Below are 21215 nucleotides of genomic sequence, written 5' to 3'. Positions count from 1 at the left end.
GGCTGGCGCCATGGAGCACGACACGCAACCCGGTGACCTGGGTCCCCCAGTCCACTCACCCACCCTGACGCCGACGCTGTCACCCGTCCCCTGGCAGGGCAATCCGCAGCAACTGTGGGAGCGCCTGTTGGCGACGCCGGAGCCCCACGCCCACCTGGGCACCGCGCTGGTGCAAGCCGGGGTTCTCAGCAACAGCCAGGTGCGCCATGCGCTGAAGGTCCAAGGCGCGATGGCGCAGCACGTGCCCTTGGGGGAAGTGATGGTGCAGTTGGGGCTGCTCACGGCGCCCCAGCTCCGGGGCTTGCTGGCCTCTTGGATGGGGGTTCCTACCGTGGATTTGGGGGCCTTTGAGCCCGAGCCCGAGGCGCTGGCCACGGTGCCCTATGCCTTGGCCTTGCGCGAAACCCTCTTGCCGCTGCTGGTGCGGGACGACACCCTGGTTGTCGCCTTGGCGGACCCCTGGGACCAGCGCTTGTTGGAGATCTTGCGTTTCACGACCGAATTGCGCGTTCGCCCCGTGCTCGCGCAAGCCGGCACGCTGGCGCCGGCGGTGGCGCGCGCCTATCGGCAAACGCAAGCCCCGGCCAGTGGCCCCAAGCCCATCAATTTGCAGGATCTGGCACAGGAGTTGGCGCAAGGGGCCGATCTGCCCGCCGATACCGCAGCTGCCTTGGTGTCCGAGTCGGATAACACCCTGGTGCGGGTGGTCAATCGGCTGATCCAGGATGCGATCGACCTGCGCGCCTCGGACATCCACATTGAAACCTACGACCCCCCACGCCCGGTGCGGGTGCGTCTTCGCATTGATGGGGAACTCAAGCAGCACCTGGAGCTGCCCCCGCGCGTGCGCTACGCCATCGTTGCCCGGCTGAAGATCATGGCCGACCTGGATATTTCGGAGCACCGCCGGCCGCAAGACGGCAAACTGGACTTCGCCCGGTTTGGCGGCGCGCGCATGGAGTTGCGCATGGTGACCGTGCCCACCAGCGCGGGTTTGGAGGATGTGGTGTTGCGCTTGCTTGGCGGTATGAAGCCCATGCCGCTGGACGACATCGGCCTGGCGCCTGCCAATCTCCAGGCGCTGCGTCAGGTCATGGCCAAACCGTATGGTCTGCTGTTGATCTGTGGGCCCACCGGCTGCGGCAAGACCACCACCTTGCATTCGGTCATGCGCGAGCTCAACCAAGAAAGTCGCAAGATCTGGACGGCCGAGGATCCCATTGAAATCACCCAAGAAGGGCTGCGCCAGGTGCAGGTGAATGCCCGCATCGGCTGGACCTTTGCCGGGGCCATGCGCACCTTCTTGCGGGCCGATCCCGACATCATCATGATCGGCGAAATGCGGGACGAAGAGACTGCGCGGATCGCCATTGAAGCGTCCCTCACGGGCCACTTGGTGATGTCCACGTTGCACACCAATTCGGCCCCTGAGTCCGTCACGCGCCTGCTGGAAATCGGGCTCGATCCCTTCATGTTCTCGGACTCACTGCTGGCCGTGCTGGCGCAGCGCCTGGTGCGTCGGTTGTGCAAAAAATGTCGCCAGCTCGAAGCACTGGACGAGCGCACCGAGCGGTCATTGGCGCGGCTGTATTTGGGGGATCGTGCGGGCGCGGGTGATGAAGCGGCCTTGATCGAGCGCTGGCGCCAACGCTGGGGGCAAGCGGGGCGCTTGCACCAATACCGTCGTCAGGGCTGCGAAGCCTGTGGGCAAAGCGGCTACAAGGGCCGGCTGGGGATTCACGAGCTGCTGGTGGCCGACGACGCGCTGCGCGACCTGATCCGTCACCGGGCGCCCGCTTCGGAAATGTTTGCAGCCGCCAAACGCGCGGGCATGACCACGCTGCGCCAGGACGGTATCGAAAAGGTGTTGGAGGGCTTGACCGATCTGCCCGAAGTGCTGGCGGCGACCGGCGTGTGAGCCGCAGGGCGGGGCAACCGCCGGTCTGAGCGAGAATCCCGCCCCCAGCGGGCCGTTAGCTCAGTCGGTTAGAGCAGAGGACTCATAATCCTTTGGTCGCAGGTTCGAGCCCTGCACGGCCTACCACCGCTGGAAAAAACGCTGCCCTCGAGCAGCGTTTTTTTATGGGTGCCGATCCGGGAGGTCAGAAGGTTTCCCACTCGTCATCGCCGCCACCGCTCGTGGGGGCTGGGGCCGGACGCGGCGCGGGTTTGGGGGCCGCTGGTTTGGCGCTGGCTATGGGCGCCGGGGTGGCAGGCTTGGCCGGGCTGGGCGCGGGCTTGGCGACCGTGCCTGATTTGACCGAATGGGCGGTACTTGCGGCGGTGGCGGTCGTGGTCTTGGGGACCATCGGCTTGGCGGTCGATTTGCTACTCGGTGAGTAGAACGAGCTGCTGCTGCCCGAATAACTCGATCCCCCTTCGCGAAGCTTGAACACGGAGACCACTTCGGCCAGCTTGCCCGCCTGGTGCTTCAGGCTTTCCGCGGCAGCGGCCGATTCTTCGACCAGCGCGGCGTTCTGCTGGGTGACTTGATCGAGTTGGTTCACGGCTTCCGACACCTGGCTGATGCCCTTGGCCTGCTCGCCGCTGGCCGCATCGATCTCGCCAATCATGTCCGCGACCCGGCGCACTTGGGCCACGATTTCGCCCATGGTGCTGCCGGCCTCAGCCACCAGTTGGGTGCCACTGTCGACCTTTTCCACGCTTTGGCTGATGAGGTTCTTGATCTCCTTGGCCGCCTCGGCGCTGCGCTGGGCCAGCACACGCACCTCGCCGGCCACCACGGCAAAGCCCCGCCCCTGCTCACCCGCTCGTGCGGCTTCCACGGCAGCGTTCAGCGCCAGGATGTTGGTCTGGAAGGCGATGCCGTCGATGGTGCCAATGATGTCGACGATCTTGCGCGAGCTGGTCTGGATGTCCGTCATGGTCTCGACCACGCGCCCCACCACCTCGCCGCCCTTGGCCGCGACACCGCTGGCGGAGTGGGCGAGCTGGGTGGCGGTGCGCGCGATGTCGGCGTTCTGGTTCACCGTGGCGCTCATCTCTTCCATCGACGCGGCGGTTTCCTGAAGGTTCGAGGCCTGTTGCTCTGTGCGTTGCGATAAGTCTGCGTTGCCAGTGGCGATTTCTGACGAGCCGGTGGCAATCGAGTCCGAACTCTGTCGCACCTGGGACACGATGGACGCCAGGTTGTCGTTCATCTGCCCCAGGGCACGCAGGACCGCGGCGGCCTCGTCGTGTCCACGCACGTCCACAGCTTCGCGCAGATCGCCCGCCGCCACTTGCTCGGCCACCCGCATCGCGCGAGACAGGGGTTTGGCGATGGATTGGCCGATCCAATTGGCCAGGAACAGGCCGAGCCCCAAGGCCAGGACCGCCCCACCGATGACCCAATTCCGAATGCGGAAACGGGTGGCCGTGGCCTCGTCGTAGTGCGTTTTGGCCCCAGCAAGCTGCTGCTCCACCATCGTTCGAATGCTCTTGTCGACGGCAGGCGCCAACTTGGAAATACTGCCATAAGCGCTCTTGATGGCGGCTTCATCGCCGGAATCAATCGCCTGACGGGCAGGAATCAGCCCCTCCTGAACATAAGCCTTGCGGGCCGGCAGGAACTCATCCAACAACTTTTTCTCGGTGGCGTCCAGTGGGCGCGCCGCATACGCCTTGATCAGCCCATCGACCTTGCCGATGTTTTCTTCCAGCTCCTTTTTCCGCTTTTCAAGGTTGCTGGGTTCGTTATTCAGCATCATGTCCATCACCAGCACCCGATTGCGTTGCGTCAGGCGGGTGATCTCGGCCAGGTCGGCAAGTGGTTCCGTGTTCTCTCGGAATACCTCTTCCAGACCCTCATGGATGCGAGCTTGACCCAGCAAGCCAGCCCCTGCAGTCAGCAGCAACAACACCAACATCAAACCAAAAGCCCAGGCCAGGCGGGCGCGAATGCGAAGGTTCAGAAAAAAATCCATGGATCCCTCGGGGACAGTTGGCGTCAAACGGCCAACTGTAGGGAGGGAGCCGTCTTGCAAGCAAGCAAATGCTCAGCGGGGTTTCCCGGGGGTGGGGTCCGTCTGGGCCAGCCAGCCGGCCAGCTCGGCCGCGGAGCGCACCCCGAGTTTGCTGAATACCCGGGCGCGATGCACCTCAATGGTGCGGATGGAGACGTGCAGGCCATCGGCCATTTGCTTGTTGAGCTGGCCGCTGGCCACGCGCCGCATCACCTCATGCTCCCGGTCGGTCAGGCTGGCCAAGCGGGCCTGCCGCTCCTGAGATTGCGAATCCTGAACCTGCATGGCTTCAGCGACGCGCAGCGCCTGCTCGATGCGGTCGACCAGGGCGTTGTCGCTGTAGGGCTTTTCGAGGAAGTCAAACGCGCCGCGCTTGAGGGCCGCCACCACCATGGGAATGTCGCCGTGGCCGCTCAAGAAAATGACCGGGTTGCGTAGACCGCGGGCGAGCAGGGCCTCGTGAAGGCGCGGACCGGGCATGGGCTCCATGCGCACATCCAACACGAACACCCCGCTGGGTGGGGCGGGCAGGGTTTGAAGGTGGTCAAGCAGGGCGGGGCCACTCTCAAATGGGGCCACGTGCAGCCCGCGAGAGGCCAGCAAAAAGCCCAGCGCGTCGCGCACGGCGGCTTCGTCATCCACCAAAAAGACTTGAGTCGGGGCCATCGTCGGCACGGGGCAAGCTGAAGGAAAACCGCAGCCCACCCCAAGGCGAGGGCTCGGCGCTGAGAACACCATGATGCGCTTCGACGATGGAGCGGCAAATCGCCAAGCCCATCCCCATGCCTTCGGGCTTGGTGCTGTAGAACGGGGCGAACAGGGTGTCGGGGGTCCGCCCGGCCAAACCGGGCCCGTTGTCGTCCACCTCCACGCGCACAAAACGCCCCGCACTGTGGGCCTGCAGGCGGATGCACCGGGGTTCAGGCTGGGACGCCAGGGCATCGGCGGCATTGCGCACGAGGTTGATGACCACCTGCTCGATCAATACCGCATCGGCGCGGACGGTGGGCAGGTTCGAGTCAAACGCGGTCTCCAATTGAACCTGCTTCTTCTGCAAGTCCTTGTCCATCAGGTGCAGGGCTGACGCGAGCACGGGCGCCAGCAGGCAGGGCTCGATTTGCGGTTCGTGGCGGGTCAGAAATTGGCGGATCCGGTGCACCACGCGGCCGGCTTGGGCCGCTTGATCGGCTTGACGCTGGAGTGCGCCCCGCACCACGGCATCGGTGACCCCCAGGCGCTCCAGCGAGTTGACCAGACCGGCGTTGTAGCTGGCGATGGCGGTGAGCGGCTGGTTCAACTCGTGAGCGAGTGTGGAGGCCACTTCGCCCAGCATGGTCAGGCGTGCCGCATGGGCTTCACGCTCGGCGCGTCGGGCCTCGTTTTCGGCCAGACGTTTGCGTTCGGTGATGTCCAGGATGGTGCCCAGCCACCCCACCTGCTGGCCCTGTGCATCCACCAGCGGGGACTCGAACACGAGCACGTCGATATCGCGCCCGCTGCGGTGACGCCAGCAGGCTTCGTAGCCCTCACGCGGGGCCTTGCCGGCGAGGTTGCGATCGCTGCGCGACTGCACCTCGGGCAGGGCGTCCGGCGGCCAATAGGGCATGGGCGGGGCGCGGCCCACCAGGTCTTCGGCGGGCCAGCCCACCAGCTCGCAAAAGGTGCGGTTGACCGACAGCAGCTTGCCTTGAGCATCGCGGGCCCGCAGACCCACCAAGGTGCTGTCTTCAACGGCAGCCCGCCAGCCCGCTTCCGCTCGCCAGCGCGCCTCGGCCTCCAGGGCCCGGCGCACCTGCCGGCGGAGTAGCCCGCTGGCGACGGCGCTGAGGGGCACGAATCCCGCAATCAGCACGCCCACCAAGGGCTTGAGACCGCTGGCCGTGGGCTCGCGCAGCACCAATTCCAATTGGGTGCCAGGCGCCGCTTCGTCCAGCGGTACGCGGTAGTGCGGGCGAAGGTCGTTGCGCTCCGGCCGTGGGGTGTGGGTCAAGGCGGCGAGAACCTGCTCGTCGCCATCGATCAATTGCACGTCGTAACGCCGGGCCAGCCACCAGGGCGTGGCCTGCTTGAGTAAAAGGGTGGGGCTGTAACGAAGAACCAGGCGACCGCCCGGTGGATCGTGGGGCAGGGCTTGCTCCAGGTGCAGCGCAAACCCTTCCGCACGTCGACTCGGCGCAAACACTTCTTGGCGCACGCGATGTTCGGTATCCAGCCACACCAAGCCGGTCCAAATCCCTTGCAGCCCGGCTTCGACGTCGGCGCGGTCCGCCAGGTGGGCCGGGGCCTCAAGGGGGGCGGTGCGCCCCGACGCCTGAGTGGGCGGCTGAGTCGGCGGTTGAGCCAACTGCTGCGCCACACTTTGCAAGGCGCTGCGCTCTCGTGCCAATTGGCTGCGCAGGGCATCTGCGGCGCTCAGCGCGTCGGCAATCATCACCTGACGCTGCGCTTCTTGCTCCCGCGCTTCGTCGAACACGGCCCAACTCAGCACGGCGCCCACAAACAGCAAAGACAGCAAGAAGGGCAGGGCCCACAGCCACCGGCGGCTGTGCTTGAGTCCGGCCCGAAGCAACATGTGCATGGCGCCACTCTAGCCAGCGCGGGGGGTTTGGGGCTGGCGATGGCGCAGAAATGTGGGAACCCACAATATCGGCCCGGGCCTTGGTTTTTTCAGAATGGCGCATCCCCCAACTTTTCTGGAGATGCCCATGTTCGCTTGGACCCGTCGCCTCACGGTCATTGCCGCCACTGCCTTGCTCGCCTCCGGGGCCGCGCTGGCGCAGGCTCCCATCGTGATCAAGTTCAGCCATGTGGTGGCCAATGACACACCCAAGGGCAAGGCTGCCGACTTTTTCGCCAAACGCGCCGGCGAGCTCACCGGGGGCAAGGTCAAGGTGGAGGTGTACGCCAACTCCACGCTGTACAAGGACAAAGAAGAGATGGAGGCCTTGCAACTGGGCGCCGTCCAGATGCTGGCGCCCTCGTTGGCCAAATTTGGCCCGCTGGGCGTCAAGGAGTTTGAGGTTTTCGACCTGCCTTTCATCTTTGACAACTACGACGAGTTGCACAAGGTGACGCAGGGGGCGGTGGGCAAGCAACTGCTGGGCAAGCTGGAGGGGCGGGGCCTCAAGGGTCTCGCGTTCTGGGACAACGGGTTCAAGTCGTTCAGCGCCAACAAGCCGCTCAAGACGCTGGATGATTTCAAGGGACAAAAGCTCCGCATTCAGTCGAGCAAGGTGCTGGAGGCGCAAATGCGTGCCCTCGGGGCTTTGCCCCAAGTGATGGCGTTTTCAGAGGTTTATCAAGCGCTGCAAACGGGCGTGGTGGATGGCACCGAGAACCCCCACAGCAACCTCTTCACGCAAAAGATGCATGAAGTGCAAAAGCACGTGACGCTCAGCGACCACGGCTACTTGGGCTATGCCGTGATCACCAACAAGAAGTTCTGGGACGGCTTGCCCGCTGATGTGCGGGCGCAGGTGGAGCAGGCCATGGCGGAGAGCACGGCCTACGCCAACCGGATTGCGAAAGAGGAAAACCAGCAGGCGCTGGAGAAGGTCAAGGCCAGCGGCAAGTCGCAAATCAACGCGCTCAGCGTGGCAGAGCGGCAGGCCATGAAGCGGGCCATGGTCAAGGTCCACCAGGACATGGCGTCGCGCATCGGACAAGACGTCATCAACGCGGTTTACAAGGAAACCGGCTTCGATCCGGCCAATCCGTAAACGCCCACGGGCCGCGCCACGCGCGGCCCCGTGACCGCCCTGTGTGGGTTTGCCTGGAGGCCGTATGCGCGTCTTGGACCATTTGGAAGAAGGCCTGATCGCCTTTCTGATCGGCGCCGCCACGCTGATCATCTTTGCGGCGGTGCTGCACCGCTACCTGTCGGGGCTGGCCATTCCGGGGGTGCAAACCTGGCTGCTGAGTCTGAATTTCGGCTGGTCGCAAGAGCTGTGCATCATCATGTTTGTGTGGATGGCCAAGTTCGGCGCCGCCTATGGCGTGCGCACCGGCATCCATGTGGGCGTGGACGTGCTCATCAACCGCCTCAGCAGCGCGGTGCGCAACAAGTTCATCGTGCTGGGCTTGCTCTCCGGCGCCCTGTTCACGGGCGTCATCGCCACGTTGGGCGGTGCCTTTGTGTGGGAGAACGGAGCCCACTACGCGATCTACAAGGCCGTGGGCTTGTCGATTGACGGGATGTTTGAGGGGCCCACGACGCCCGACTTGGAGTGGCCCACCTGGATCGTGTATTCGGCCATTCCGTTGGGTTCGTCGCTGATGTGCTTTCGCTTCCTGCAGGTGACGGTCAGCTTCCTGCGCACCGGCGACCTGCCGCACCACGACCACGGACATGTGGATGGCCTGGATGCCGAAGACCCGGCCGTGCCGGGGCAACTGGATCAGGTCTTCCGCATGGACGATGACCTGCACCCCAAGGTCGATGACACCGCCCCCGGCCGCAAGGAGACGCGCTGATGAACACCTTGATCATCTTCGGCCTGTTGGTCGTCTTGATGCTGACGGGCATGCCCATCAGCATTTCACTCGGTCTGACGGTGTTGGGCTTTCTGTTCGCCTTCACCCAGGTGCCCATCGAGTCGGTGGCGCTCAAGCTGTTCACGGGCATCGAGAAGTTCGAGATCATGGCGATCCCCTTCTTCATCCTGGCCGGTAACTTTTTGACCCACGGCGGGGTGGCCAAACGCATGATTCGTTTTGCCACCTCCATGGTCGGCCATTGGCATGGGGGCTTGGGGCTGGCAGGGGTGTTGGCGTGCGCGCTCTTTGCCGCGGTTTCGGGCTCCAGCCCGGCCACGGTGGTGGCCATTGGCTCCATCTTGCTGCCCGCGATGGTGAAGGCGGGCTTCCCGAACCGCTTTGGCGCGGGCGTCATCACCACCTCGGGGGCGCTGGGCATCTTGATTCCGCCCTCCATCGTGATGGTGATGTACTCGGTGTCCACCAACACCTCGGTGGGGGCGCTCTTCATGGCGGGCGTGGTGCCGGGTCTGCTGCTGGCCTTCATGTTGGGTTTCACCACCTGGTGGCGGGCGCGCAAGTTCAACTACCCGCGCCAACCCAAAGCCACCTGGGCCGAGCGGGGCAAGGCGCTGCGTGAGTCGTTCTGGGGCCTGCTCTTGATCGTCATCGTCATGGGCGGCATTTACAGCGGCGTGTTCACGCCCACGGAAGCCGCTGCGATGAGCGCGGTGTGGGCGTTCATTACGGCGGTGTTCATCTACAAGGACATGGGCCTCAAGGATGTGCCGAAGGTGTTGCTGTCCAGCGCCAACATGAGTGCCATGCTGCTGTACATCATCACGAATGCGGTGCTGTTCAGCTTCCTGATGACCCACGAAAACATTCCGCAGGCCATGGCCGACGCCATGATTGGCACCGGCGTGGGCGTCATCGGCTTCTTGCTGATCGCCAACGTGCTGCTGCTGGCCGCAGGAAACTTCATGGAGCCCAGCTCCATCGTCTTGATCCTGGCCCCCATCCTGTTCCCCATCGCCATGAAGCTGGGCATCGACCCGGTGCACTTCGGCATCATCATGGTGGTGAACATGGAGGTGGGCATGTGCCACCCCCCCGTGGGCTTAAACCTCTACGTGGCCTCCGGCATCACCAAGATGGGCATCACCGAACTGACCATCGCCACCTGGCCCTGGTTGCTCACCATGCTGGTGTTCTTGGTCGGGGTGACGTACTGGCCGGCCCTGTCGCTGGCGCTGCCCCGGGCTTTGGGCATGGTGATGTAAAACCGTTCAGAACGTTTCCCACTCATCGTCGGCTGCGGCGGGTGCTGGAGCGGGGGGACGGGGGGCGACTTTGGGGGCGGGAGCGGGATTGGGCTTGGGCGACCGGGCGGGCGCCGGCCCGGTGGCTTGGACCGAGGTGGGTTTGAGCGCGGCAGCCCCGGGCTTTGTCGCCGGTGGGGCCACGGCGGCGATAGCCGGCTTGGTGGGGGTGCGGGCGGACGTGGGCTGCGCGGGTTTGGTGCTCCGAGCCGGGGCGCTCCCTCCGCTGCTCGGGGCCACGCGATATTTGCTGACCAAGGTGGCGAGCTTGACGGATTGGTCCTTCAAGCTTTCGGCAGCTGCGGCCCCTTCTTCCACAAGGGCGGCATTGGACTGGGACATTTGATCCAGTTCGTTCATGGACGAGGCGATGCCGCTCAAATGCTGACTCTGCTCGGCGCTCGAGGCGGAGATTTCGCCAATCACATCGCTGACGCGGCTGACGCTGGCGACGATTTCTTGCATGGTGCTGCCGGCCTCTTGGACGAGGCGGCCGCCATGTTCCACACTCTCCACGCTGGCGCTGATCAGGGACTTGATCTCCTTGGCCGCCTCCGCGGATCGCCCCGCCAGGGAGCGCACTTCCGAGGCCACGACGGCAAAGCCGCGGCCTTGTTCGCCTGCGCGGGCGGCCTCCACGGCGGCATTGAGCGCCAAGATGTTGGTCTGAAAGGCAATTCCATCGATGACGCCGATGATGTCGGCGATCTTGCGGCTGCTTCCGCTGATCTTGTCCATGGTCTCAACCACTTGCCCGACCACGGCGCCACCTTGATGGGCCACGCCGGCAGCGCTGCGCGCCAACTGGTTGGCGGTGGCGGCCCCTTCGGCCGTGTGGCGAACCGCGCCGCCCAGTTCGTTGATGGCGTGGCTGGTTTGCTGCACATGGGCCGCTGCCCGCTCGGTGCGTTGGCTCAGATCCATGTTGCCGTTGGCGATTTCCGTTGATGCCGTGCGGACGCTGTCGGCTCCCTCCCGGGCTTGGGTGACCATCTCGGCCAGCTCGCCCCGCATGTCCTCGATGGCCTGCTGCAGCTTGCCGAGCTCATCACCGCGGTTGACCGTCACCGATTGACTCAGGTCGCCTTCGGCAATGTGCTCGGCCAGGCGGATCAGGGCGCGGACAGGATCGATGATCTTGCGCATCAGGTACAGCGTTGAAACGATCAGTCCCAGGGCAATCAGCGGGACCAGCGCCACCACCGCCCAGACCGTTTTCATGCGCGCTTCGCTGATCTGGTCCTGCAGTTGGCGGGCTTCACTCTTTTGGCTGGCAACAAAGCGGTCCAGCCCTTGCAGGAGGGTGGCGCTGGCCGCACCCGCCTGGCCGCTCCAGGCGGCGGCATCCCCCCCTTTGATGGCCGCGTCGGCGGCACTCACGTAGGCCTGAAGCGGGCCCCCCAAGGCTTGCACCTGAGACTTGTCGGCGTCGGACTTCAGGGCGGCCGCCAAGGACTTGGGCATGTCCTGCAGGCGCTGGCTGGTTTCACTGTGGGCAGACTGCTGTCCTTGCGCGCCCTGCAAAACCAGCTGGCTGAGCGCGGCATGGCGGGCGGCCAACTCGCGCCACAGCAGCGCCCCCTCCAGCCGTTCGATCTGCGCGGCTTGCTGAATCTTGGATTCATCGATCAAACGGACCGTGCGGCTGACCGTGGCAATGGCCATGACCGTCAGTAGGGCCACGATGACGAGAACGGGCAACCACATGCGCTGGACCAAGGAAAGTTCGGTGCGTTGGGACATGGTGACAACAACTCCAACTTGGGGGGTTGTCAGATATTAGGGTGGGCGCAGGGGCTGCTAGGCTTGGGGCTGTCCCGACCTCACTCGTCCGCATGACTTTTTTGGCCATTGACATCGGCAACACGCGCCTGAAGTGGGCGTTGTTTGAACGGGCCCAGCCGGGTGCGGCGCTGCTGCAGCAAGGGGCTGTGTTTTTGGAACACATCGACAACTTGGCGGAGTTGGAATGGGCCCGATTGGCACCGCCGACCCAGCTGCTGGGGACCAACGTCGCGGGGGATGCCGTTCGCCGTCGGGTGGAGGCCCAGTTGGAATGCTGGGACTTGCCGCCGCGCTGGGTCGTGCCTGGCTTGCAGGTGGCCGGGGTGCGCAATGGCTATGACCATCCCACTCGCTTGGGCGCCGATCGCTGGGTGGCGCTGGTCGGGGCGCGTAGCCACGTCGTGCGTCGCGGGGCGCCGCGCCCGGCCTTGGTCGTGATGGTGGGCACGGCGGTGACGGTGGATGCCCTGGATGCCGAAGGGCAGTTTCTGGGCGGCTTGATCTTGCCCGGCCACGGCATCATGCTGCGCGCTTTGGAGGCCGGCACAGCGGGCTTGCGCGTGCCCACAGGCGAGGTGCGGGAGTTCCCCACCAACACTTCCGACGCCTTGACCAGCGGCGGCAATTTCGCCATTACCGGCGCCATCGAACGCATGCACCGCCACCTGGAGCGGCACTGCGGTCAACCGCCCTTGACGCTGATGACGGGCGGGGCGGGCTGGAAGGTGTCCCCGGCTCTGGATATCGAGCATGAGCTCATTGACAGCCTGATCTTCGATGGCCTGCTGGCGCTACAGCAGGCATCGGACGCGGGCCGGCCAACGGTTTGACAGCGGGCGAGCGCTCAGGGTTTTCGATCGGCGCGCAGCTGCTCGATCTCGGCCCTTAGGGCTTTCACCTCGCGGTGCAACTCGTTCAGGATGTCACGTTCCACCTGACGCTCGGTGGTTTCCACCCACATGGCGGCGATGGCGGCGGTGACCAGGGACAACGCCGCATAGCCCAACAGCACGACGAACACTGAAAAGATCTTGGATGCGGTGGTGGTGGGCACGATGTCGCCATAGCCCACCGTGGCTGCGGTCGTGAAGGCGAGCCACAGACCATCCGCCAGTGAGACTGCCTTGGGCTCCAGCAACCAAAAGCCGATGCCACAGGCCCCCAGCACCACAACCGCCAGCGCCAACAAGTGCCGCAAGCTGCCTCGCGTGATCCAGGGGCGAATGAGACCCACCATGCGCACCAAACTCAGGCCAGCGACGGTGAAGCGAAGCGCCAACGGCCAACCCAGTTCGGAGGCGGCCGGCAGAACGGCGCTGGCGAACAGGCCGGCGATGAGGAGGGCGTCGTGCGACTGGCGTCGCAGGTAGGCCAAGGGCAGGGCGTGCAGTCGAGCCAGTTGGATCTGCCCGACCGCCAGAGTCACAGCGGCCAGAAGGTAAACCGTGCGGCCCACCCAATGCGGGGACGCCTCCAGGATCTCAATGTAGAACGCCGGGATGGTGGCCACCAATGCCCCTAGCACCGCCCAGCGCCATCGAACCTGCAGCGTGAGGGCGGAGTGGGGCGAGGTGACCATGCCGCGCACGTTAGGCGGTTTTGCTTTGGGGGAGTTTGAGCCGGGTCAGAGAATGAAACGGCTCAGGTCTTCATTCTGAGCCAATTCGCCCAGGCGGTTGTTCACCAGGGCGGCATCCAGCGCCAGGGTTTGACCACCTCGATTGGGGGCGTCGAAGCTGGCCTCCTCCAGTAGGCGCTCCATGACTGTCGCCAGGCGACGGGCACCAATGTTTTCGGTGCGTTCGTTCACTTCGTGGGCAATCTGGGCGATGCGACGGATGGCTTCGGGGGCGAAGTCCAGGGTGAGGCCTTCGGTGGCCATCAGGGCTTGGTACTGCTTGATCAAGCTGGCATGGGTGCTGGTGAGAATCGCCTCGAAATCTGCCACGCTGAGCGACTGCAATTCGACACGAATCGGGAAGCGGCCCTGCAACTCGGGAATCAAGTCACTGGGTTTGGCCAGATGAAAGGCCCCGCTGGCGATGAACAGGATGTGGTCGGTCTTGACCATGCCGTACTTGGTGCTGACCGTGGTCCCTTCGACCAAGGGCAGCAAATCCCGCTGCACGCCCTGCCGACTGACGTCGGCGCCCCCATGCTCCGCGCGGGATGCGACCTTGTCGATTTCGTCGATGAAAACAATGCCGTTTTGCTCCGTCTTGGTGAGGGCGGCGTGTTTGATCTCGTCCTCGTTGACGAGCTTGGCCGCCTCCTCCTCAATCAAAGCGGCCAAAGCCTCTTTGATCTTGAGCTTGCGCGAGGTCTTGCGGCCCGCGGCCATCTGCCCGAACAGGCCCTTGAGCTGCTCGGCCACCTCTTCCATTCCCTGTGGCCCGACGATTTCCATGCTGGGTGGGCGCTCGTTCAGGTCCAACTCGATTTCTTTGTCGTCCAGCGCGCCTTCACGCAATCGCTTGCGCATCACCTGTCGGGCCGTGTTGTCGGCCTTGGCGGGCTCTTCGCCGAAACCCAGGCTGCTGGAGCGCGGCGGGGGAACCAGAACGTCCAAGATGCGGTCTTCCGCCGCATCCTCGGCTTGCATGCGGTGGCGCTTGATCTGGGCCTCGCGCTCCTGCTTGACGGCCAAGTCCATCAGGTCGCGAATGATGCTGTCGACGTCTTTGCCCACATAGCCCACCTCGGTGAACTTGGTGGCCTCGACCTTGATGAAGGGGGCATCTGCCAACTTGGCCAGGCGGCGGGCGATTTCGGTCTTGCCCACACCCGTGGGGCCGATCATCAAGATGTTTTTCGGGGCAATTTCATTGCGCAGGGCGCCGTCGACTTGCTGGCGCCGCCAGCGGTTGCGCAGGGCAATGGCCACGGCACGCTTGGCTTGGGATTGACCGACCACGTGGCGGTCCAATTCGGAAACAATTTCCTGCGGCGTCATGCTGCTCACGAGAGCACCTCAATCGTGTGGCTTTGGTTGGTGTAGATGCACAGATCACCGGCGATGGTGAGTGCGCTCTTGACGATGTCTTGCGCCCCAAGTTCGGAGTGCCGCAACAGGGCCAAGGCCGCGCTTTGCGCATAGGCCCCGCCCGAGCCAATGGCGACGACCCCCTCTTCAGGCTCCAAGACATCCCCATTGCCGGTGATGATGAGGCTGTGCTCGCGGTCGGCGACGGCGAGCATGGCTTCCAAGCGGCGCAGCACGCGGTCGGTGCGCCAGTCCTTGGTCAGCTCCACGGCAGCGCGGATCAGGTGCCCCTGGTGCTTTTCTAGTTTGGACTCAAAACGCTCAAAGAGCGTGAAGGCATCGGCCGTGGCGCCCGCAAAACCGGCCAACACTTGATCGCGGTACAGCTTGCGCACCTTGCGCGCGCTGCCTTTGACCACGATGTTGCCCAGCGTCACCTGGCCATCGCCGCCCAGCGCGACCACACCCTGGCGGCGCACCGAAAGAATCGTCGTTCCGTGGAAGACAGGGGAATCGCTCATGGGATTGGAGGGGTAGAGAGTGTCAGACAGAGCTTAGCGCGGGGCGACCGCCCGTAGGGCCGCCCTAAGGGGGCGCGGGTCCTTTGAGAGGTGGAGGAGGCTGCGGGCGGTCCAGGCCTCGCAGCGGGAGACTGGGGGCTTTTAGACCGCCCGAATCTTGATGCGCGAGTGCTCGTTGATGCCCATGGCGCCGAAGAACAAGGCCACCAGGCGGTGGGCATCGACAAACACCACGGTCCGATTTTCACTGCGCTGGTTCAGCACCCAGTTGAGCAAATCACCCGCGGCGATGAAGTCCAGTCGCAGCAGCTTGGGGCAGGCCACTTGCACTTGAACGGCGCCGCCGATTTGGGCCGTCATGCTGCGCAGCATCTCGGTGATGTCGCCCACCAGTTGCCCGGACATTTCCAGGTGGGCAACCTGGCCGCCGTCCCCCTCATCCATCGTCGTGGAATCCAGGAACGCCAGACCGCCATCGCCCGAGGCCTGACTGGGTGGGCCCAACGTGGAATGGCCGCCGCTGCCCCCGCGCACCTTGCAGCGCGCCATGTCCCAAGACGGCGGCGAGACTTCGTAGGTGACGCAATAGTCAATCGCCGCTTCATCGAATTGATCCGGGCGATTCAGGACACGCAGGGTTTCGAGCCGCAGCATCCACCAGCCCGTGTCCACATCACGCTCGCCCACCGGTGTGGCCTCATTCAGGAGACTGAGCAACCGGTCGGCCTGTAGCCAGCGCATCTCAATCGGCTGCTTGGCCCACGCACGCATCAAGTCGGTGAGCGGTTCACGGGCCTCGGCCTCAATGCGCTCAACCGCACTCCAGTCAAACACCCAGGGCAGCGGGGCGGAGTCGCAGCGTTTCTTCAGCAGGGCCTGGGCGTCGAGGTCGAATACGGCCGGTGAGGTCCAGGTCGTGCTGGCGGTGGCCGATGCGGCGGGCGCCGGGCGCTCCTGCAGGCGCCGGCTGTCCGCAATCATCTTCGGAATGGAGAACCACTGCGGCGCGGACAAGCCAAAGAGGTGGACGTAGTCGAGCGCCAGGGCCTCAAAAGGCTGATGCTGTCCCGTGGCGCGGTAGAAGTCGAACCGCACCATCCAGGTGTCGGCATGGCCGTGGCGCGCACCGCCTTGCTGCGTCAACACCGTCAGGCTGTGCTCGCACGTCTCGTTGTCGCCATTGGCGAAGGCAATGACGGCTTCGTCCAATTCGGGGTCATGTTCGAGTTCTTGTTGCTCAGAGGGTGGTGAGGCATCCAGCACCAACTCGAAATCGGGCTCCACCGCGGTGGGCTGAGCCTGGGAGAGTTCGGGCAAGTTGAGGCCCAACTCCAGCGGCGGCAGCGTGAGCAAATTGCTGGGATCCGCATCGGCAGCTGGACTGGTGGGGGCCCCGCCCTCCAGATTGGCGGCCGGCTGGGTTGGGGCGAAATGCGCGGCGTTCGTGGTCGTCGCACCGAAGTCCGGAACATCGCTCGCCTGCTTGGGGCGCGGGGCCGACGAGGGGCGGAAGCCCTCTTTGGCCATCTCCTGCTCGATCAGGTTGATCTTGTCGCGAACGGCCCCCTGTTCGTCCTTGCTCATTTCGCTGCTGGGCCGCTCGCCCTCGCCCATGACCGAGTTGGCTTGGGCACCGGCGGCCGCCAACTGCTCGGGGGTGAGGCCTTCGCGCCGCAAGCGACGCAGCATGTCGAACTCGCGCTTGCGGACGAAGTCGTTGCGCCGCTTGCGCTCAATCATGGCCTTGAGTTCAGCCCGCGCCAGTTCGCTTTCCGGGTCATCCTGGCGAGAGTTGATTTCCTTCCAATCCGTGGTGGGATTGGCGACAAAGCGCGCAACCTTTCGCAGGAAGCTTTCCGATTGTTTCGGGTCGTCGGACATGCGCGCCTTTGGTCAATGGAGCGAAATCAATCGCCAAACATTTTTTGCTTCATCTCACGCCGTTGCTGGGCTTCCAGCGACAGTGTGGCCGTTGGACGGGCGATCAGTCGGCCCAGTCCGATCGGCTCCCCGGTTTCGTCGCAATAGCCGTAATCGCCCGAGTCAATGCGGGCGATGGACTGCATGATCTTCTTCAAAAGCTTGCGCTCGCGGTCGCGGGTTCGCAACTCCAGCGCGTGCTCTTCTTCAATCGTGGCGCGGTCGGCGGGGTCCGGAACGATGGTCGTGTCTTCGCGCAGATGCTCGGTCGTCTCGCCCGCGTTGGACAGGATGCTTTCACGCAGTGCCTCCAGCTTGGCGCGGAAGAACACCATCTGCTGGTCGCTCATGTACTCGCTCTCGGGCATGCCGAGCACTTCGGCGTCGGTCAGCTCTTGCCCGGGCTTGTTGCGCCAAGCCTCGTTGCCGCCCGCCTTGGCCGCCTTGGCCGGAGCCTTGGCGGCTGGGCTCGCTGCGGGTTTGGGGGTCAGGGTCTTGCTCACCGTGTGGTCTCCTTGGGCGGTCGTGCACGAATGGGGTTATACGACGTCTGAGGTCGATTCGGGGGCGGGATTGTAGTCAGCACCCACCCCCATGATTACCCTCAAACCAGGCAGCCGTCTAGGCCTTGTTCGAGGACTTCGCGCGGCAGTTCGATGCCGATGAACACCATTTTGCTGCCGCGTTTTTCACCGGGGGCCCACTTGGGGCCGAGATCGGAACCCATCAGCTGATGGACGCCTTGGAAGATGACCTTGCGATCCGTGCCTTTCATGTTCAACACGCCTTTGTACCGCAACATCTTGGGCCCGTAGACCTGCACGATGGCACCCAAGAAATCCTCCAGTTTGGCGGGGTTGAAGGCGCGATCCGAGCGGTAGACAAAACTCTTGACGTCGTCGTCGTGGTGATGGTGGTGCGGGTGGTTGCAGGAGTCACCGTGGGCATGGTGGTGGTGTCCGTGGTCATGCCCATGGGCGCAGTGCTCGCCATGGACGTGATCGTGCCCGCAGTCCGGGCCGTGAGCGGGGCTGGAGTCCTCGGCTTTCAAAAAGTCTGGGTCAATGTCAAGCTTGGCATTCAGATTGAAGCCCCGCAAGTCCAGCACATCGCCGAGCGGCACGTCGCCAAAGTGCACCTTGCGCTGTGGCGCCCGCGGGTTCATGTGCTTGATGCGGTGTGCCAGGGCGTCGACGTCGGCGGCGTCGCACAACTCACTCTTGCTGATGAAGATCTGGTCGGCAAAGCCCACCTGACGGCGGGCCTCTTGGCGGGTGTCAAGCTGGGATTGCGCGTGCTTGGCATCGACCAAGGTCAGGATGGCGTCCAGGACATAGCTTTCGGCAATTTCATCGTCAATGAAGAAGGTCTGGGCGACGGGACCGGGATCGGCCACCCCGGTGGTTTCGATGATGACGCGATCAAACGCGATGTCCCCCCGGCGCCGCTTGGCCGCCAAGTCGGAAAGGGTCGAGCGCAAATCTTCGCGAATGGTGCAGCAGATGCAGCCGTTGCTCATCTGAATGATTTGCTCTTCGGTGTCGGCGACCAAAATGTCGTTGTCGATGTTTTCCTCGCCAAACTCGTTCTCGATCACGGCAATCCTTTGCCCGTGGGCTTCGGACAACACGCGTTTCAGCAAGGTGGTTTTGCCGGCCCCCAAAAAACCCGTAAGGATGGTGGCGGGGATGAGGGGCGTGGTGGCTTCGGACATGGTGAGCAGGTTGGGGTGCGGGAAAACGGTCTATTTTGGGGCGTAAGCAGCAAACACAAGGGTTGGGATGCCGTTCCGCTATCCTTACCGCCCTTTTTGGCTGATGCGGGGCCCTGCCGTCCCGTGCGCTATGTCTGAACCCGCTTCGGGTCGAACCTCACGACCAGGCTCCCCGAAAGAGCCTCGAACCCTGCTGGAACGTCTGTTGGAGTTCTTGCACCCAGGGCCGGACTCCAAGTCCGAGCTGATGGAAACCTTGGCGGAAGCCGAAAACCGCGAATTGATCGAACCGGAGTCGCGGCAGATGCTGGAAGGCGTCCTGCGCATGGCCGAGTTGTCGGCGGGCGACGTGATGGTCGCGGCCCCGCGCATCGATTGGCTGGACATCGAGGCGTCGTACGAATCGTTGCTCGCGACGGTCATTGACACCGGGCACTCGCGGTTTCCCGTGTTTGAAGGCAGTCGAGACCAGATCTTGGGCATCTTGTTGGCCAAGGATCTACTCAAAGTTCAACGCGCACCGGAATTGAATTTGCGGGCGCTGTTGCGGCCCGCGGTGTTTGTGCCGGAAAGCAAGGGCCTGAATGAATTGCTGCGGGATTTCCGCACCAACCGAAACCACTTGGCGCTGGTGATCGACGAGTTCGGCAACACGGCCGGTTTGCTGACCATCGAAGATGTGCTTGAAGAAATCGTTGGCGAAATCGAAGACGAGTTTGACGAGCGCGATGCCGACGGTGGCGTCTATACCCTGGCCGACGGCAGCCAGCGGGTGGCGGGCGATGCGCAGGTTGATGCTGTGAACGAAGCCTTTGGTCTGACCCTCCCGGTCGAAGACTTCGACACCATTGGGGGCTTGATCGCCCACGAGCATGGCCGCGTGCCGCGTCGCGGGGAGACCGTGGTGTTTCAGGGGCTGCGCTTCACCGTGATGCTGACCCGCGGTGGCGCGGTTCGCTGGTTCAAGGTCACCCGCGACGCCGCAGAGCCCACGCCGTGAGGCCCGGGTGGTGGCGTCCCCTTGTGGCTTTGATCGCCGGGGGGGGACAAGTCCTGGCGTTTGCGCCGTGGGGTTGGTGGTTTGTCCAGCCGGCGGCCCTGCTGGCCTTGTTGTTGAGCCTGCCGCCAAAGGCGAGCGCCGACGGGCGACCGATTCGAACGGCGGCTTGGCAGGGGTTCTGGTTTGGCCTGGGCTGGTTTGGTTCGGGCCTGTGGTGGCTGTACATCTCGCTGCATGACTTTGGTGGGCTGCCGCCGCCGTTGGCCGGCCTGGCTCTCTTGGGGCTGTTTGCCTTTTTGGCGCTGTACCCGGCCGGGGCGCTGGCCCTTTGGGTGGGGCTGCGCCCGCGGCTGAAGCCGAGATGGGCGGCCATCAGTTTTGCGTCGTGCTGGCTGTTGGGCGAATTGGCCCGTGCAACGTGGTGGACTGGATTCCCCTGGATCGCGACGGGGTATGCGCACACGGCGGGACTCTGGTCGGTATGGGCGCCGTGGATTGGGGTGTACGGGATTGGTTTCCTCGCCGCGTGGATGGCCGCTGCGGGGTTGGACGTTCGCGACCGAAGGTGGGGCCTTGCGCTGTGGCCGCTCGCTGTTGCGGTGGGGGGCTGGGGCTTGCCTCAGGAGTTCACAGAGAGCCAGGGCACGGTGTCGTTGACCTTGCTGCAGCCCAACGTGGCGCAGGCGCAAAAGTTCGATCCCGTCTGGATGGACCGGCAGTTCGATGCCCTCCTCTTGCAAATAGAGGCGGCCCCTACCGGTGTGGTGATCACGCCCGAATCGGTGCTGCCCGTTCCCTTGTCGTTGATGACGCCGGAGCAGCAAGACCGGGTGGCGCGAGCCAGTCAGGGGCGCGCCTTGCTGCTGGGGAGTTTCCGAGGTTCCTACGCTGAGGGGTGGGTCAACTCGCTGCTGGGGTTTCAGGAGGGGCAGGCGGTCTACGCCTATGGCAAGCGCCACTTGCTCCCCTTTGGTGAATTCATTCCACCGGGCTTTGGCTGGTTTGTGCGGGCGCTCAATATCCCCATGGACGACCAAGAAACGGGGCGGCATCAGCAGCCCTGGGTTGTCGGCGGGCAACGGCTGCGCCCGCTGATTTGCTACGAAGATTTGTTTGGAGAAGACGTCGTGGCCAGCGCGCTGGACGGGCCAGATGCCGCCACCATCTGGGTGAATGCCAGCAACCTGGCGTGGTTCGGCCCCCGAGTTATTCAAGATCAGCATCTGCAGTTCAGCCAAATGCGGGCGCTTGAGTTCCAGCGCCCCATTGTTCGCAGCACCAACACGGGGGCCACGGCGTGGGTGGATCACCGCGGTGTGATTCGGGCTCGCCTGCCGGCGGAGGTCTCGGGGCAGTTGTCGGTCACGCCCGAAGGCCGCCTAGGGGTGACCCCCTATGCGCGCTGGCTGGCGACCCTGGGCCTGGCGCCGCTCTGGGCTGTGGCTTTGTTGCCGCTGGGCGGCGTATGGCGCCGACGTGCGAAGAACCCACCCGGGCGGCCCGTTGCGCGGCCTTAGATCCCTAGAATT

General features: G+C 64.3%; 17 protein-coding genes and 1 tRNA gene. 8 read left to right on the top strand and 10 right to left on the bottom strand.

The genetic code is table 11. The annotated features are described in order from the left end of the window. The first annotated feature begins 10 nt into the window (after positions 1-10). Both I7X43_RS00480 and I7X43_RS00475 read left to right on the top strand, forming a co-directional pair. Entirely contained in the window at positions 11-1918 is a 1908-nt protein-coding gene (locus tag I7X43_RS00480) for a GspE/PulE family protein (protein WP_198098926.1), read from the top strand. Between the two features lie 49 nt (positions 1919-1967). Continuing rightward, positions 1968-2044: transfer RNA gene (locus tag I7X43_RS00475), tRNA-Ile, on the top strand. Between the two features lie 58 nt (positions 2045-2102). On the opposite strand, the gene I7X43_RS00470 is transcribed toward I7X43_RS00475, so the two are convergent. From I7X43_RS00470 to I7X43_RS00460, 3 genes are all read right to left on the bottom strand, one after another. Then, entirely contained in the window at positions 2103-3926 is a 1824-nt protein-coding gene (locus tag I7X43_RS00470; RefSeq protein WP_198098925.1) for a methyl-accepting chemotaxis protein, read from the bottom strand. A gap of 72 nt (positions 3927-3998) precedes the next feature. Then, the gene (locus I7X43_RS00465) at positions 3999-4631 is read right to left on the bottom strand and encodes a response regulator transcription factor (RefSeq protein WP_198098924.1); all 633 of its coding nucleotides are present in this window, start codon (positions 4629-4631) and stop codon (positions 3999-4001) included. Then, positions 4600-6543, bottom strand: coding sequence for a sensor histidine kinase (locus I7X43_RS00460; protein WP_198098923.1), 1944 nt, complete (start codon positions 6541-6543; stop codon positions 4600-4602). Before I7X43_RS00460 ends, I7X43_RS00465 begins: the two co-directional genes overlap by 32 nt. Before the next feature lie 127 nt (positions 6544-6670). On the opposite strand from I7X43_RS00460, the gene I7X43_RS00455 reads away from it, so the two are divergent. The 3 genes from I7X43_RS00455 (at position 6671) to I7X43_RS00445 (ending at position 9724) form a co-directional block, all read left to right on the top strand. Further along, the gene (locus tag I7X43_RS00455; RefSeq protein ID WP_198098922.1) at positions 6671-7684 is read left to right on the top strand and encodes a TRAP transporter substrate-binding protein; all 1014 of its coding nucleotides are present in this window, start codon (positions 6671-6673) and stop codon (positions 7682-7684) included. Between the two features lie 64 nt (positions 7685-7748). After that, a complete protein-coding gene (locus tag I7X43_RS00450) occupies positions 7749-8438 on the top strand; it encodes a TRAP transporter small permease (protein ID WP_198098921.1) in 690 nt (229 codons plus the stop codon). Next, the gene (locus I7X43_RS00445; RefSeq protein WP_198098920.1) at positions 8438-9724 is read left to right on the top strand and encodes a TRAP transporter large permease; all 1287 of its coding nucleotides are present in this window, start codon (positions 8438-8440) and stop codon (positions 9722-9724) included. The genes I7X43_RS00450 and I7X43_RS00445 overlap by 1 nt, the downstream gene beginning before the upstream one ends. Before the next feature lie 6 nt (positions 9725-9730). Here the strand turns inward: I7X43_RS00445 and I7X43_RS00440 are convergent, their stop codons facing one another. After that, positions 9731-11506 carry a methyl-accepting chemotaxis protein gene (locus tag I7X43_RS00440; protein WP_198098919.1) on the bottom strand — a complete coding sequence of 592 codons (1776 nt, stop codon included), beginning with the start codon at positions 11504-11506 and terminating at the stop codon, positions 9731-9733. Positions 11507-11598: 92 nt separating this feature from the next. Here I7X43_RS00440 and I7X43_RS00435 point away from each other — a divergent pair, with 92 nt between their 5' ends. Then, complete coding sequence (locus I7X43_RS00435; RefSeq protein ID WP_198098918.1) at positions 11599-12378, top strand: type III pantothenate kinase; 780 nt, start codon at positions 11599-11601, stop codon at positions 12376-12378. Positions 12379-12392: 14 nt separating this feature from the next. On the opposite strand, the gene I7X43_RS16280 is transcribed toward I7X43_RS00435, so the two are convergent. The 6 genes from I7X43_RS16280 to I7X43_RS00405 form a co-directional block, all read right to left on the bottom strand. After that, on the bottom strand, positions 12393-13127 hold the full coding sequence (locus I7X43_RS16280) for a potassium channel family protein (RefSeq protein ID WP_246480080.1): 735 nt from the start codon (positions 13125-13127) through the stop codon (positions 12393-12395). A gap of 45 nt (positions 13128-13172) precedes the next feature. Further along, positions 13173-14510, bottom strand: a complete 1338-nt coding sequence (gene hslU / locus I7X43_RS00425) for an ATP-dependent protease ATPase subunit HslU (RefSeq protein ID WP_198098917.1) — start codon at positions 14508-14510, stop codon at positions 13173-13175. Further along, positions 14507-15052 (bottom strand): ATP-dependent protease subunit HslV, encoded by a 546-nt coding sequence (gene hslV / locus I7X43_RS00420; RefSeq protein WP_198098916.1) that lies wholly within the window; start codon positions 15050-15052, stop codon positions 14507-14509. Before hslV ends, hslU begins: the two co-directional genes overlap by 4 nt. Before the next feature lie 141 nt (positions 15053-15193). After that, on the bottom strand, positions 15194-16933 hold the full coding sequence (locus tag I7X43_RS00415; RefSeq protein WP_198098915.1) for a hypothetical protein: 1740 nt from the start codon (positions 16931-16933) through the stop codon (positions 15194-15196). 26 nt (positions 16934-16959) lie between these two features. After that, positions 16960-17475, bottom strand: a complete 516-nt coding sequence (dksA, locus tag I7X43_RS00410; protein ID WP_310737498.1) for an RNA polymerase-binding protein DksA — start codon at positions 17473-17475, stop codon at positions 16960-16962. Between the two features lie 101 nt (positions 17476-17576). Then, positions 17577-18686 (bottom strand): CobW family GTP-binding protein, encoded by a 1110-nt coding sequence (locus tag I7X43_RS00405; protein ID WP_198098914.1) that lies wholly within the window; start codon positions 18684-18686, stop codon positions 17577-17579. Between the two features lie 130 nt (positions 18687-18816). On the opposite strand from I7X43_RS00405, the gene I7X43_RS00400 reads away from it, so the two are divergent. Both I7X43_RS00400 and lnt read left to right on the top strand, forming a co-directional pair. Then, on the top strand, positions 18817-19686 hold the full coding sequence (locus I7X43_RS00400; RefSeq protein WP_198098913.1) for a CorC family transporter: 870 nt from the start codon (positions 18817-18819) through the stop codon (positions 19684-19686). A gap of 23 nt (positions 19687-19709) precedes the next feature. Continuing rightward, complete coding sequence (gene lnt / locus I7X43_RS00395; protein WP_198098912.1) at positions 19710-21203, top strand: apolipoprotein N-acyltransferase; 1494 nt, start codon at positions 19710-19712, stop codon at positions 21201-21203. Positions 21204-21215: the final 12 nt, after the last annotated feature.

This window comes from Inhella gelatinilytica, from assembly GCF_016093295.1.
Classification (GTDB): domain Bacteria; phylum Pseudomonadota; class Gammaproteobacteria; order Burkholderiales; family Burkholderiaceae_C; genus Inhella; species Inhella gelatinilytica.
This window is presented reverse-complemented; position numbering and strand designations above follow the sequence as displayed.